A 16026-nucleotide genomic window follows, 5' to 3' on the forward strand; every position below is an offset into this window, starting at 1 on the left:
ATGTCATGAAAACCAGACTCCTGATTAAATACATGATGCTCATCATCGCTTCCGTAGCCGCCTCGGCTCAGGAGCGCATCGAGCGCACGCCGGCATTCCCCGGAGCCGAGGGATGGGGGCGATATGTGACAGGCGGACGTGGCGGAAAGGTGCTCCATGTGACCAATCTGCGCGACTCCGGCTACGGATCGCTGCGATGGGCCTGCGAGCAGACCGGCCCGCGCATCGTAGTGTTTGACATCTCAGGCACCATATATCTGCAGAGCGACCTCAAGATTACCAACGGCAACCTCACCCTCGCCGGACAGACAGCCCCCGGCGACGGCATCTGTGTGGCCGACTACCCCGTGACTTTCGCCTGCCCCAATATCATTGCCCGCTACATGCGTTTCCGTCCGGGCAACCGCATGGCCGAGACTGAAGGCGACGGATTCGAGCCCGACGGCCTCGGTGCCGTCGACTCGCGCCTCATCATTGTCGACCACTGCTCGATATCATGGAGTGTCGACGAATGCTGCTCAATCTATGGCAACCGTTTCACCACCGTACAGTGGTGTATCATATCCCAGAGCCTGCGCTACGGAGGACACTCTAAAAATACCCACGGCTACGGAGCCATGATGGGCGGCGAGGGCGCATCATACCACCACAATCTGCTTGTGCACCACGACTCGCGCTGTCCGCGCCTGGGTGAACGCCCCGCCACCGGAGCTCGCGACACCACCGACTTCCGCTGCAATGTAATGTACAACTGGAGCGGACAGGGATGCTACGGAGCCGAGAACATGAACGCCAACATCGTCAACAACTACTATAAGCCCGGCCCGGGCACAATTGCCTCACGCGCAGTCGGCTACCAGCGCCGCATATGCGGAGTCGGAGTCAACGAGCAGGAGGGACACGAGATGTACCACGTGTGGGCACGCCTGTTTGTCGACGGAAATGTCAACCCCCGCCACCCGGCCGTAGACGCCGACAACTGGGGTCTCGGCATATGGCAACAGATTTCCGACACCTACCGCAACAACCCCGCAAAATACAACCTCGACGAGAAACGCATGCGTCTCTCCGAGCCGATGAAATACTACCGTGTGACCACCCACTCCGCAGCCGACGCCTACAGCCGTGTGCTCGACCATGCAGGAGCGTCACTGTCGCGCGACTCCCATGATGCCCTCATGGTATCCGATGTGCGCGAGGGCATCGCCACCTACACAGGCTCAGGAGCCGGAAACGCAAAGGGCATAATCGACTCGCCCTACGACAATCGCCCCGCCGATGCTCCCGACAACTGGAACCCATGGCCCGTGCTAAACTCTACGGAAGCGCCGCTCGATACCGACCGCGACGGCATGCCCGACGCCTGGGAACTCGCCCGCGGACTCGACCCCGCCGACCCCGCCGACGCGCTCCTCACCGACGACGAGGGATATACAATGGTAGAGGTATACATCAACTCGCTCGTCGACCACATCACCGAAGCCCAGAACGAAGGCGGCACCGCCGACGGCGACCTCGAATACCTTCCCGACATACTCCCCTCATACACTGTCGCCACATCCACACGCATCCCCTCGACATGGAATTTCGGCAACGACATCACACTCTCCAACGACGCCGGAAAGAGCTACGGCACCCGAGGCGACTACATACGCCTAGCACGCGACGTGCGCCACACTCTCACCCTCCCGTCGCGAGCCGAGGTCGACCGCATACGCTTCGAGGGATTCACCTACTACAGTTCCGACAGCTATTCCGATGCTTCGCTTACCGAAATCAACGGCACGGCATATCCGGAATCGACATTCGCCATCGCGAAAAATTCCGACATATCCACCGTCCCGTCATCCTTCGAGATAAAGCTGGATGAGCCTGCTGCCGACCGGATTACATTCACATGGCAAGGCAATAATCCATGCGTGCGGATTACACTCCTCACATCCAACCCATCGACCACAGCCGCCATCGGCACAACCGTTGACTACCCCACCGAAGGCTACGGATACGACCCCGCATGGTACACCATCCAGGGCCACAGACTCCCCGCCGAGCCATCAGTTCCCGGACTATATATCCACCACGGACGCAAAATAATAATTCGAAAATAATCTACCGAATCATGAAATATCTTCTCCCCATCATCGCATTGCCTCTGCTCGTATCGGCAGCCGACACTCCTGAAAAGACTCCGGCGTTTCCCGGAGCTGAAGGTTTCGGACGCTACACCACCGGCGGACGCGGCGGCAATGTATACCACGTCACCAGCCTCAAGGATGACGCCCGCCTGAAAGGCACCCTGCGCTGGGCGCTCGCTCAGTCGGGCCCGCGTACCATAGTATTCGACGTGTCGGGCACTATACATCTTTCATCCGGACTCACCATTTCATCAAATACAACCATTGCCGGACAGACAGCCCCCGGCGACGGCATATGCATCGCCGACTATCCCGTCAGCATCGCCGGAAACTGCATCGTACGCTACATGCGTTTCCGACTCGGCAACACCAACGTGACAGCCAACGGCGCCGACGGCTGGGACGGCCTGTCGGTAATGGACACCCACGATGTCATCGTCGACCACTGCTCGATATCCTGGAGTATCGACGAATGCTGCTCAATTCTCGGCAACACCAACACCACCCTGCAGTGGAGCATTATCGACCAGAGCCTCGTAAATGCCGGCCACTCCAAAGGCGCACACGGATACGGAGGCAACTGGGGCGGCTCCGGGGCTTCGTTCCACCACAACCTGATTGCACACCACGGATCGCGCACTCCGCGACTCGGTCCGCGCCCCACAACTCAGCTCGACGAACGCATGGACATGCGCAACAATGTCATCTTCAACTTCGGAGGCAACGGATGCTATGGAGGCGAGGGAATGAACGTGAACATCGTCAACAACTACTACAAGCCCGGACCGGCCACGCCCACCAACTACCGGGGCCGACGCATTGCCGGCATAGGCGTGCGCACCAACTCCTACTGCGAGACATACCCCGCATACACCCCGGCTCTCCATCTCTGGGGAAAATTCTTCGTGGAAGGAAACGTCAACACAAAATATTCCGACGTGACCGCCGACAACTGGAAAAACGGTTTCCTCAACCAGATTGACAAAAGCGACAAAGCCACCGACGGCACATATCCCGGCGACGACGCCCTGCGCCTCGACTCGCCAATCGACTTTATCACCACCACAACCCACTCGGCCGACGACACCTACGCACGCGTACTCGACTATGCCGGCGCTTCGCTGTCGCGCGACTCCCACGACGACCTCATTATCGACGACACCCGCCGGGGCACAGCCACATACACCGGCTCGGGCAACAGCCGCGGACTCATCAACAGCCAGAATGACAACAAACCCTCGGATGCCCCCGCCAACTGGTCGGCCTGGCCCGACCTCATGTCGGCCACAGCGCCCGTCGATACCGACGGCGACGGAATACCCGACGAGTGGGAGACCGAGCATGGCCTCAACCCCAACAACCCCGCCGACGCCCTCACCCTCGACGAGGAGCGATACACCATGCTCGAAGTATACCTCAACTCGCTCGTAGAGCACATCACCGAGGCTCAGAACGAAGGCGGCACCTCCGAGGGTGCGCTGATATACTCCGACCCGATTCCCGAAAGCTACACCATATGCACCGCCAACCGCGAAGGCTCCACATGGAGCTTCGGCAACGGCATATCCATCTCAAATACCGGAGGAAAAGGATATGGTACAAAGGGCGACTTCATCCGCATCAACGAGGATGTGACCCACACTGTCACACTACCCCCATATGCCGAAATAAGCCGATTGAAGTTTGAGGGATGCACATACTACACCTCCGACAAACACTCCGACGCCTCGCTCATAGGCCTCAATGGCGCTGAATTCAACCCCGGCGATTATGTAATCGCCAAAAACTCCACAGCCGACAACCCCGACTCTTTCGAAGTCGCACTCTCAAGTCCCGCCAAGGAGTCGCTGACATTCAGCTTCACAGGCAACCGCCCGTGCGTACGCATCACTCTCTTCACCGCCAACCCATCCACCTCTGGCATTGAAGAGACTGTAGCCGACGACAGCGAAAACGCCGACGACGCCTGGTACACACTCCAGGGCATACGTCTCGACCGACAGCCCTCGGCTCCCGGACTGTATATCCACAACGGACGAAAAATATTCATACGCAGATAGATGATTTTCAACGGTCAGGCCTACGACCGTATCTCTACAGTCAATGGGCCTGACCTGCTAAGGATTAAAAAAGATTGGGTTAAGAGCTTGTTTAATAATAAATGTTACCGTCAGGGCGGTCAGTCGTCGGGCAGATTTTCGCATGTGATGAGGGAGTTATGGGGTCCCATAACGACCGAAGAACGGGCGGAAATATGCCGGCGAATGACCGAAGGGAGGTAATTTATTTCATATCGTTGATATATTTTTGCATTTATTTTAGAAGCAGCCAAGAGATTGTATAAGTTATAAAGTTACCTTTTGTCTCGTATATCTTGGCCGCTTTTCGCCCTGTTCCTCAGTCATGTACATAAAGTACACTCCTTCGGCACATGTCGAAAATCGACTCAAGCTATACGACCCTGGCGGCAACATTTATTATCAAACAAGCTCTAAGTAAACACGTATAGGCTGCACTTTTTTTTAGATTTTATCACATACTTTTTCACAGACATTTTCAAATATCCATAAACAACGCAACCTATTCGGCTCCGCTCCTGTGTGATACAGTGGCGGAGCCTTTTTTTTGAGGTTTTTTCACAGCAAAAGTAACTTTTGCTGTGAAAAAACCTCTTACAGACCTTATCTACCCCAATGCGCAACATGCATATGAAATTTTATGATTGCTCTACATCATCGACACACGGCTGCATCCGGCGATGATTGAGATTCACCGATATCAACCTCATTAATTTTGTACTCCCGCCCGTTTTCCGTACCTTTGCCTCGGTAATTTCGTTAATATCATCACGATATCCCTTATCCAATCATAATCACTTAAATTTTTTGATGAAACAACTTGTTACTATGTTGGCGGCTATATATGCCGCAGGAATCTCTATTCCATCGCTTGCTGCCGACACATCCACGACTGTGCCTCAGATGAAAGGTATGGTAATTTCGTCGCAGGATGAAACCTTGACCGGCCTGTGGACCCTCCCCGTCACAGCCACCGGCACATGGCAGATGGACATCGCCATGGACCCCGGATACGCATCGTTCTACAACGGAGTAATGTACGGCGACGTATATTATGCCACCCGATGCAATGCCCAGTACGGCACCATCGTATACGTCGACGCATATTCGATGACCGACGGAACCAAACTCTGGACCAACTATCCAAAACTCACAGCACTCCCCTACGACCTCACCCTGAATCCATACGATGACAAAATCTACGGATTCTTCTCCAACGAGAAAAATACAGGTATGGTGCTCGCCACCATCTCCTACGACAAGGCCGGCGAGACCGTGACACCGATACGCGAGATGGAGGGCAACTGGATTGCTATCGCAGCCGATCCCTCCGGACAACTCTACGGCATATCGTCGGATTTGGATATACAGGGCACCTCGGTAAAGGTCAACTCATCGTCGCTACATAAAATCGACCGTCTCACCGGAGAGACTACTCTCGTCGGTGAGACCGGACAGCTCCCCCTCATCACCGGCTCGGCCACAATCGACGCCCGCAGCGGACGCATGTTCTGGACGGTAGGCCCCGACGCCTCGCAGAGCTACCTCTGCGAGGTGGACCTCACCACCGGAAAGGCCACAAAGCTGATGGACTTCGCCGCAGGACGCCAGGTGGTAGGTCTCTATGTGCCCACCCCTCCGGCCGAGGACGACGCTCCGGCCGCTGTGACCGATGCCGAAGCCATATTCGACGAAGGCTCACTCAACGGATATGTCAGCTTCACCGTTCCGGCGTCGCTCTACGACGGCACAGCAGCCTCCGGAGAGATTTCATACACAGTCCTCTGCAACGGCAGCGAGGCTGCATCCGGCACCACATCATTCGGAGCCGCCACAAAGGCCGAGGTAACTGTGGCCGAACGAGGAAAATACACCTTCACCATCTCCGTGGCCAACGACAAAGGCTCATCGCCCAAGGTTACAGTCGACAAGTTTGTAGGCTTCGGCACCCCGACAGCTCCCGAAGGTGTGACTGCCGAAAACACCGACGGCACCATTACCGTGGCATGGAAACCCGTATCGGAGTCGGCCGACGGAGGATACATCGATGCAGCAGCCGTGACATACACAGTGAAACGCATCCCCGGCGATGTCGTGATTGCACGCAACGTCAGCGCCACATCAGTGACCGACACCCCCGATGCCGCTGCCGGAATGCAGGCCTACAGCTATACCGTCACCGCCGACAACCATTCTTGCCTGTCGGCGGCCTCCGAATCCAACAAGGTAGTGTGCGGCAACCCCGTGCTCCCATGGTCGGAGGATTTTGCCTCGGCTGAGTCTATCGGTTTCTTCACTGTGGTCGATGCCAACGGCGACGGCAAGACTTGGGAATATGCCTCCGGACTCGTACGCGTCAAGTACGGCACTGTCACCATGGACGACTGGCTGATATCTCCACCCTTGCGTCTTGAGGCCGGAAAGATGTATCGCACCACCTTCAAGGCACGCAGCTCCAACGCCCGCTATCCCGAGAAAATCGAGGCAAAATGGGGTGCGGGAGCTACCCCGGCCGACATGACCTCGACACTCGTGGAGCCTGTGACTCTCTCGGGCGACTACGAGACATTCGGCGACCTCATTAGCCCGGCCACTTCAGGCATATATCACATCGGTCTGCACGGTATCTCCGACGCCGACATGTACAACCTCGAAGTATGCATGATATCGGTTGAGGCCGGCATTAACGCCGGTGCACCCTCGCGCCCCACAGAGCTGGCTGTGACAGCCGACGCCAATGGCGACTACAAGGCCACCGTGTCGATGAAGGCACCCGCGACCGACATGAGCGGAGCCGCGCTGTCGGCCATCGACCGTATCGAGCTTAGTCGCGGCGAGACTCTCGTACACACATTCACAGCACCGGCTCCCGGCGCCATCCTCACTTACGATGATATTCTCGAACAGGGTGGCGACTACACCTACCGCGCCGTTGCCTACAAAGGCGAGGATGCCGGCCCCGAAGCCTCACTGACTGCCTTCGTAGGCACACCGCTTGCAGCCGCGCCCGCATCGGTAGCCATATCCGAAGCCTCCGACGGCGAAATCACACTGTCGTGGAACGAGGTATCGCTCTCTGCCGACGGCAACGCCATCAATCCCGCCAGAGTGCGCTACAACATCTATGACGCAAACGCTTACGGCGAACCGGTGGCCGAAAACGTGTCAGGCACATCGTTCACATTCACAGGTGTGGAGACCGGCACACAGAAGTTTGTGCAGTACTCCGTATCGGCTGTCACCGACCGCGGCGAGAGCGACCGCACCATGACAAAGAGCATCCCCGCGGGCACTCCCTACAAGGAATTCCATGAATCGTATGCCGGAGGACGCGCCTCGACCGTCTACATGACCGAGCGCATCAACTATGGCAACTGGGCGCCTCAGGCCGACGACAGCGACGTAACATCGCAGGACGGCGACGGCGGTCTGATGACCATGAACGGATATTTCGCCGGATACTGCGGCGCTATGACGACAGGCAAGATTAGCCTGGCCGACATGAAGGCTCCCATCCTGCGCTTCTACAGCTATACCCCCGACAACGACCTGCTCGACCTTAATCCGCTGGCTGTGGCCGTGAGCGCCGACGGCGGCGAATGGACCGAGATTTTCAACAAGACCGTAGTGGAAATCGGCCCGACACGCGGATGGCATGAGGTAATCGTGTCGCTCGCCGAATATGCAGGCCGCAACATAAGCCTGAAGTTTACCGCAACCACCCACGACCGTCCCTACATCGCCACATATATCGACAATATCAATGTAGAGTCGATGGCCGGCATCGACCTTGAGGTGAAGGCTATCAGCGCGCCCGCCCACGTGAGAGGAGGCGAGAAATTCAGAATTGCAGTCGACATCGCCAACAACGGCGCTGAGAACGCCGCCGACTATATCGTCGAGATTTATGCCGACGGCAACCTCCTTGACATTGTCGACGGCGACCCCATACCCTCTCTGGGCAGTGGCTCGGTTGAGTTCACCACTACCATGAGCCCGCTCTCCGACAAGGCTGTCGCCTTCAAGGCAATCGTGTCGCACACCGACGATACCACCAACGACAACGACGCCTCGGAGACCCTGACAGTGACACCTTTGGTATCGCCCCTCCCTGCGCCGGCATTCCTGACCGCCACACAGTCGGCCGACGGCAGCGTGGCCCTCTCATGGACAGCTCCAGAGATTGCGGCGGCTCCCGCATCGCCGGTCACCGACGACTTCGAGTCGACCGAAGCATGGAGCCACTATGCCGACGGATGGGCCATGAGAGACCTTGACGGCGCAGCTGTCTGCGGATTCGCCCAGGCCGACCTCCCCGGCATCGAAGCCGGAAAGACCCTCGCGTCATTCTTCATGTTCAGCGCCACCGGCATGTTTGAAGGCAACAAATACCTTATGCCCAACTCAGGCAAGCAGTATCTTGCCGCATTCGCACGCTACGACAACGGTACTACCGACGACTGGGCCATATCGCCCGAGCTCAGCGGCGAGGCCCAGACAGTATCGTTCTACATCCGCAGCTACGATGCCGCCTATCCCGAACGTGTCGAGGTGCTCTACTCGACCGGCTCGCTCGAACCGGCCGACTTCATCCCTACAGGCGTCTCTGTCGACAAAGTGCCCGGCTCATGGACACAATGTCAGGCCGACCTACCACAGGGAGCACGCAACTTTGCAATACGCTCATGCGCTACCAACTCGTTTATGCTGATGCTCGACGACGTAACCTTCACCCCGCTCTCTTCCTATGGCATGGAAGTGACCGGCTACAACGTGTACCGCGACGGACGGCTTGTCAACGACACCCCCGTCACCGCTACCTCCTTTACCGACAATGTCGACAATCCCGACTCACACCTATGGACTGTGACAGCACTCTACGGCGAACGCGAGTCGAAAGGTTCCGACCCGGTTACTGCCGGAACTTCGTCGATCGACTCACCCTCGGCCGACGGCATCGCAATCCGCGCTGAAGCCGGACGCATCGTAATCACCGGATGCGAAGGTCTCCCGGTGATGGTATCGGCTGCCGATGGCCGTGTCATATACAACGGCCTTGGCGAGGCTCTGACCGAAATCACCACAGGCGCCGGAGTCTATGTAGTGAAAGCATCTTCAAAGGTGGCCAAGCTCATTGTAAGATAAGCCACACAGCCACAACAACCCCATCCCGCAACCCCGGAGCGTGCCATACGCTTCGGGGTTGCTTTTATCATGACATTGCCACACCTCAGAGATTTTTATGTTATAAAGCACTAAAACAAACTTTTACACCTCTTGCGATAAAATTTCACCCATTTAAGGGCCACTCCGCTACTAACTTAGCGGTCGGAAAACCTATCCGACATATCCGTCATTCAACTCACACCGTTTCCGACGGAATACAAGTAACCACAGCAATCCAAATTGAAGAATTAACCACAGATAAGTTATCATGAAGAAAACTTTACTCCTTTCAGCAGCCCTTCTCGCGATGGGCTTCGCCTCTGCCCAGACAGTGCAGGACATCAACACAAATCCGCTGAAACTCGGTGGCGAATACAGCAAATGTGTAGCTGTATATCCCCGTGTGCCCGCTACAGCCGATGAGAAACTTCCCGATCCCTCTATCGACAAAAACCGCTATGCATGGGAACAGCAGCAGGAAGTTGTTGAGCAGACCGCTGATTTCTGGGAAGGCGACTACATGGATCTCAAAATCAACAACACCAAGGAATCGCAGTACATCCTCCACTTCCAGTATGCCGTAAAGACCGACGGCGCAAACATCGTGTTTGAGCTTTACAACGGAGAAGACCTCGAACGTGCTCTCGACCCCATCTATCTGGCCAACGAAAAGAGCAACTGGAACGCTCTCTACGACGCTATGGCATTCTTCGACGAGGAAATCCCCGAAGGCGAATACACTCTGCGCGTCACATTCCACCACGACAACACCAAGGAGACCGCCAACCTCGCCAACTTCTGGTTTGAGGCCAAGGACCAGATCAAATACTTCTCTCTCTTCACCGGAGTATATCCCGAACAGGCCGGTACAATAAAGGTATCGCCCGCCGCAAACAACTATCTCGAAGGCACTACCATCAGCATCACAGCCACTCCCAGCGCCGGTGACGACGACACAACCTACAAGTTCATCAACTTCACCAACGATGACAACGGCGACGAGTACACCGCCAACCCCTACACCTTCGAAATCTTCGAAAGCATGTCGATTACAGCTATGTTCGAGGCAGTAAGCTCTGTCAACGACATCCCCGGCACTATCGACCTCAACACCAAGAAAATCGGTGGCGTGAAGGAAGAGTCCAAGGCTGTGACACTCGACGGTTCGTCATACCTCGAAGGCGAGATTGTGCCCTATCTCTGCAACTATACCGCCAACAAGTCGGAGCAGTTCATCCTCAACGTGACAAAAGCCGGCAACTATACTCTCATATGCCCCACTGCTACAAAGCAGGAAGCCGCCAACATCGAGTTTAACATCTTTGACAAGGCCGCTTACGACGCCGACCCCACTGTAGCTCCTGAAGCAACCTTCAACATAGCAGCCGAAAAGACCGGCAACTGGCAGAAGTTTGTCACCAACAAGGTTGAAAACATCAACCTCACCGAAGGCAAGAAACTCATGACTCTCAAGTTCACCGAACCCGTGGCCAACAAGTATACCGCCAATGTACTTTACATGAGCTTCGGCATCGGCGATGACTTCGGCGGCAGCAGCGCCATCGAGGATATCGAGATTGAGGACGCTGACGCTCCCGTAAAGGCTTACAACCTCCAGGGTATCCCCGTAAATCCCGAGGTTGCCAAGGGCCTCCTCATCATCAACGGCAAGAAAGTTGTCAAGTAATCAGAAATCCCCAATAGCTGCGTGAGCAGCCTTGCAATTCGTAATCCCGAGCGCGGACCCACCATAGGTCCGCGCTCTTTCCATATATACATCTCTGTATATCACCGCTCTCCTCTTCCCCGCTGGCCACCGGTTCAGCCCTATAGCCCCACTCTACCGACCATACAGCCATCTGAGTTTGCGCAAAAAAGACGCACAAAGATTTGCATATTACAATATATCATTATATCTTTGCATCAAGAACACAACACACAGCATATTTATTACTATGAATAAAAACACCCTAATCGCTCTCTCGGTGGTAGCCGCCGAGGCAGTCGTGCCGCTCGACGCCAAAGAGGCGGCATCCCACTTCACCATCCGCGAACTCACCCATTCGGCTACTGCCCGACGGCTCGGCATCGACAACACTCCGCCGCCTCAGGCCGTTGAAGCCATGTACCGTCTTATCAACGACGTGCTTGAGCCGGCACGCATTCAGTACGGCTCACCGATATATGTAAATAGCGGATACCGGTGCAAGGCACTCAACAAAGCAGTAGGCGGCGCCGAGCGCTCCTACCATCTTGCAGGCCGCGCCGCCGACCTCACTACAGGCTCTATAGAAGGCAACCGGCGACTATACGAGATATTGTGCACACTGCCCCACCGCGAACTCATACTGGAGCGCGGAGGCATATGGATACATGTAGCCTGGTGATAGCAGAAGCCGGGGCATAAAGTCACTGTCGCAGGCTCAAATGCCTGCAACCAATACTAAAACAACAATTCTATGAACACACAATCACCGGCGCGGTATATGCGCCGTCATCCCGGAAAACCTGTGCCCGGCCTACTCCTTGTCGGAACCGGCGGTGGCGCTCTTTGTGAGCCTTATCAGCTCAAGGCGCGTAGCCGTGCGGCGCAGGATAGTCAGCGTCCATCCGTCAAGCTCGATGGTCGCTCCCTGCACGGGAATCTCTCCCAGATTATGCAGGATGAAGCCGGCCAGAGTCTGATACTCGTCGCTCTCCTCAAGATCGATTCCGAAAGAATCGTGCAGATAACTGATTTCACAGCGCCCGGAAAACTCATACACTCCGGGCTCCACCTCACGGGCAGTAAGCCGTGCATTGTCATGCTCGTCCTGGATATCGCCGAAAATCTCCTCGACAAGGTCCTCAAGCGACACAAGCCCTGCCGTGCCGCCGAACTCATCAACCACGATAGCCATCGAACGTTTCTCGCTGAGCAGACGTCGCATCATCTTGTTGGCCAGAAGTGTCTCGGGAGCGAAAAGCACCGGCTTTATGGCCTCTTTCCAGTCGCTGTCGGGAGTAAAGAGCTCGCTGACATGGATATATCCCAGCACATTGTCGATATCTTCGCGATAGACAAGTATCTTGCTCCTGCCCGACGATGTAAACAGGGCCGACAGCTCGTCGCGGTCGGTACTGTCGATATTCACCGCCACAATCTCATTGCGCGGAGTCATGCAGTCGCGCAGATGTGTCGACGAGAAATCAATGGCATTGTGGAATATCTTCACCTCGTTCTCGACCTTGGCCTCCGACGCACGCTCGTCGATATTGGTCTGGATATACTGGTTGAGATCGCCCACGGTAAGCACCCCGAGGGTATGGTTTACATTGCGTATGCCTGCCATCCACATCAAGGCCTTGGAAAGCCAGGTGGTAAAAGCCGACACCGGATAGAGCACCACCCAGAACACGAATATCGGGAGAGAGAACACCCTCAGCGACGAATTGGGATTGATACGGAATATCGTCTTGGGGAAGAACTCGCCTGTAAGGAGTATTATCGCGGTAGAGATAAGAGTCTGTATGATAAGGATTCCGGCCTCGTTGGGACACCACACGGCAATCCACGGCTCAAGCAGGGCCGCCGCTCCCATGCCATAGATTACAAGCACGATATTGTTGCCCACAAGTATGGTGGATATAAACAGCTCCTGACGGCTATAGTAGAGATTGATGATTTTGCCTATGAAGCCTCCGCGCTTTACGTCAATCTCAACCTTGACACGATTGGACGATATATAGGCTATCTCGACACCCGAAAAGAGGGCCGAGAGCACCAGCGAGACTATTGTGATTATGAGCCATACGCTCCAGTTGGGATCCATATCCTTAGAGATGGGTTAATGTTTGAAAAAACAGATTTCCGACACGGCACTGCACGGCCACTAAGGCCGCCGTCCCGGTGGCCGGGAAGGAAGCACCGGCTTACTGGGCCGGTTGGGCGGCGGCAGCCTGTCAGGGCCCTTTGCTTCGGCCACACTGCCGGCCGAGGGTGCATCAGCGGCTCCGCTCTCTTTGCCGGGATTGAAGTCGCTCGCCGGAAAGATGCCTGTCGGATTGGTGATACGGTAGTTGGTCATCTTGTCGTTTGACTCGAAGCCGTACCCCTCTATTGTGCGGTCGGCGCGCTCTATATGGATAAACGAGTCGGAATAGACTTTGTTGAGACGCTGGTCCCAGAACACCTGCTGGGACAGGAATTTCTCGCCAACGGTGTTGAGGATATTGACATTGCCGTCAAGACGCCAGAGACCGCGCTGACTGAAGTAGGTGGCGGAGTCGCACTGCACTGTGGCCTCTATCCCGAAATCCTTGTCAAACTTCTCGAGATAGAGTCCGTCGGGGAAACGCCACATAGGCACCTGGGCCTCATCATATACGAGCCAGTTGTCGGTAGTGACGCGATAACGTATCTGTCCGCTGTCCGATATGAGCGTAGTCACCGTGTGGGTGGTCATGGTCGGCACACTGTCGCCTACCACATTGAGGCTCACCACCTCGGTCTTCTCATCCTTGCACGCACCGGCGGCGCCCGCAAGAATCATCACGCAGACTATACCCGGAAGAGCACGCATCGCCCGTGAGGTCATCGTATCTTGTTTTTATAGAACCAGCGTTCGTTGAAGTTGATACCCAGCGTGATGTTGATATAGTCCTCTTTGATAAGCGAGTTGGGGCTGGCCTGACGGTGGCGCCACTCCACGCCGAAGTTGATAAGAGTCTTCCCGGCGGGGGCAGGCAAGCCGAGACCAATCGAGGCCCCGTACTCCTTGATTGTATTTCCGAGTACCTTGATATAGCTGTTTTCATAGAAACCGCCTCCACGGTAGGTGACACGCTGCAGATAGCTGCCGCGGCTTTTCGGTGTATACTGCGCGCCGACAGCGAGCTTCCATCTATCGCTGAACTCAAGAGTCTGCTTTTCCGAGTCGATGTCGGGAAACTTTGCGTCGCTCCATGGCGAATAGGTGAAGTCGACCTCGGCCATCAGTTTCTCGCGCCACTGCCAGTTGATACCGGCTCCCCACACTGCCGGAAGGGTATACTTGTGGCGTAGCGAGGTGTAGCCCACGGTGTCGGCCTTGTTGGAAGTCTGGGTCATGTCGTAGTTGAGACCCCAGGCATGGCCCAGCAGAGTCTTGCCGGGCGAGAAGGTAAGACCGGCGGTGACACGGTTGTCACGGTTGATATCATAGCCGTACTGAATACCGAACTGCAGATGATAGTCGCGCACCTCTACCTGAGTCTCGAAGAGTGTCTGCGAACCGTTGTTGGTGTATACGTAGGTATCGTTGATGACTGTGCCGAAGAGATAGCCGAAGTTGACACCTGCGCTGAGCCCCTTGACCGGACGTATCGAATAGCCGGCAAACAGCCAGTTGAGACCACCCTCGCCCGAACGGGCCTCGCTACCGTTGCTGATGCTGTTGGAAAACGAGTATCCCACCGACGAGAAGGGCACAAGACCGAGGGCCATACCCATGTTCTTGGCCACCGGAAACTGCATGGTGACGTAATTGAGGCCACCTCCGAACTCCTGCTCGTTGTGGCGCGCTCCCTGTGTGTCGGTCTCGCTGCTCCAGAGCTTCGACATCGTTATGCCCATATCGAAAAGGAATGTGATGGAGTCGATGGCGGCATAGCTCGCGGGATTCATCACATTGACCTGACGGCCTGAAGCCATGGCATAGCCCACACCGCCCATCGAGCGCTGTGCCGATGTAGCCTGGTCGTTAAGTATGCCGTAGCCGTATTTTGAGTATGGAGTCATCCCCTCCTGGGCGCTCGCGCAAAGTGAAGGGAGGAGACATGCTGCGCTCATGGCAGCCGTGATGATTGATTTGCGTAGATTCATTAATCGCATGTATTGGGCCCGCGCGCGGCGGGACGATATGGGAGTGTTGATTTATTGGAGAGCCTGGTTGTATTGCAATATGCAGTTGAGCCCGCGCACTACCAGTGCCGGCTCTACTATCACATCTGCGGCATGGTGCTGCGGCACAAAAGGCGCCAGACGCACGGCATCGCCGCCGGTAAGTATCACCGCGGCATCGTCGGGGAGCATCCGGCGGTAGTAGTCGATTTCACCTGCCACGCCACGCACGATACCGGCCGTAATGGCCCGCGGGGTGTCGGTGCCCCATAGCGCCACATCGCCCGGAGTCTCTACATTAACGAGCGGCAGACGCTCGGTGTGACGGTTGAGAGCCTCGGCGCGAAGCCACAGCCCGGGAGCGATGTTCCCTCCGAGGAAGTTGCCGTCGGGCTGCAGCACGTCGTAGGTAATCGCCGTGCCGGCATCGACTACAAGCACCGTACGCCCGGGAAGCATGGCCCTGGCGCCGGCGACGGCGGCGATACGGTCACGGCCAAGCGACGAGGGGGTGGCGTAGCCGATGGTGATAGGGAGAGGGAGCAGAGATGTCAGCTCGTAGACCTTGCCCGCGATTTCACGCAAAGTGACAATTATATTCTCACTGTGGTGGGTCACAGAGCAGTATATCGCCGCTTCGATAGGGGCGGATACAGCCACACGGCGCAGCACTTCCGGCAGAAGGTCTTCGCACCGCCACTGTTCTACAAGGCTATCACCCTCAAAAACTGCGATTTTGGCAGTAGAGTTGCCCTGGTCTATGACGAGATTATATGACATTGCGATG

9 protein-coding genes are annotated in these 16026 nt (G+C 56.1%); 5 read left to right on the forward strand and 4 right to left on the reverse strand.

The window, feature by feature from the left end; genetic code table 11:
- Window positions 1-5: 5 nt before the first annotated feature.
- From ADH68_RS04425 to ADH68_RS04455, 5 genes are all read left to right on the forward strand, one after another.
- Window positions 6-2108, forward strand: a complete 2103-nt coding sequence (locus tag ADH68_RS04425; protein ID WP_068961871.1) for a pectate lyase family protein — start codon at window positions 6-8, stop codon at window positions 2106-2108.
- 11 nt (window positions 2109-2119) lie between these two features.
- Window positions 2120-4195 (forward strand): hypothetical protein, encoded by a 2076-nt coding sequence (locus tag ADH68_RS04430; RefSeq protein ID WP_068961870.1) that lies wholly within the window; start codon window positions 2120-2122, stop codon window positions 4193-4195.
- An 828-nt stretch (window positions 4196-5023) separates the two neighbouring features.
- Window positions 5024-9358 carry a choice-of-anchor J domain-containing protein gene (locus ADH68_RS04440; protein ID WP_068961868.1) on the forward strand — a complete coding sequence of 1445 codons (4335 nt, stop codon included), beginning with the start codon at window positions 5024-5026 and terminating at the stop codon, window positions 9356-9358.
- A gap of 289 nt (window positions 9359-9647) precedes the next feature.
- On the forward strand, window positions 9648-11066 hold the full coding sequence (locus ADH68_RS04445) for an InlB B-repeat-containing protein (protein ID WP_133165692.1): 1419 nt from the start codon (window positions 9648-9650) through the stop codon (window positions 11064-11066).
- Between the two features lie 268 nt (window positions 11067-11334).
- Window positions 11335-11766, forward strand: coding sequence for a D-Ala-D-Ala carboxypeptidase family metallohydrolase (locus ADH68_RS04455; protein WP_084274164.1), 432 nt, complete (start codon window positions 11335-11337; stop codon window positions 11764-11766).
- A gap of 132 nt (window positions 11767-11898) precedes the next feature.
- Here the strand turns inward: ADH68_RS04455 and ADH68_RS04460 are convergent, their stop codons facing one another.
- The 4 genes from ADH68_RS04460 to ADH68_RS04475 are packed head-to-tail and all read right to left on the reverse strand — an operon-like array spanning window position 11899 to window position 16019.
- Window positions 11899-13191 (reverse strand): hemolysin family protein, encoded by a 1293-nt coding sequence (locus ADH68_RS04460; RefSeq protein WP_068961865.1) that lies wholly within the window; start codon window positions 13189-13191, stop codon window positions 11899-11901.
- 60 nt (window positions 13192-13251) lie between these two features.
- Window positions 13252-13956 (reverse strand): LPS export ABC transporter periplasmic protein LptC, encoded by a 705-nt coding sequence (lptC, locus tag ADH68_RS04465; RefSeq protein WP_068961864.1) that lies wholly within the window; start codon window positions 13954-13956, stop codon window positions 13252-13254.
- Window positions 13953-15221, reverse strand: coding sequence for a hypothetical protein (locus ADH68_RS04470; protein ID WP_068961863.1), 1269 nt, complete (start codon window positions 15219-15221; stop codon window positions 13953-13955). The genes lptC and ADH68_RS04470 overlap by 4 nt, the downstream gene beginning before the upstream one ends.
- A 51-nt stretch (window positions 15222-15272) precedes the next feature.
- A complete protein-coding gene (locus ADH68_RS04475; RefSeq protein ID WP_157755868.1) occupies window positions 15273-16019 on the reverse strand; it encodes a type III pantothenate kinase in 747 nt (248 codons plus the stop codon).
- Window positions 16020-16026 lie beyond the last annotated feature (7 nt).

The organism is Muribaculum intestinale (assembly GCF_002201515.1).
GTDB classification, from domain to species: Bacteria; Bacteroidota; Bacteroidia; order Bacteroidales; family Muribaculaceae; genus Muribaculum; species Muribaculum intestinale.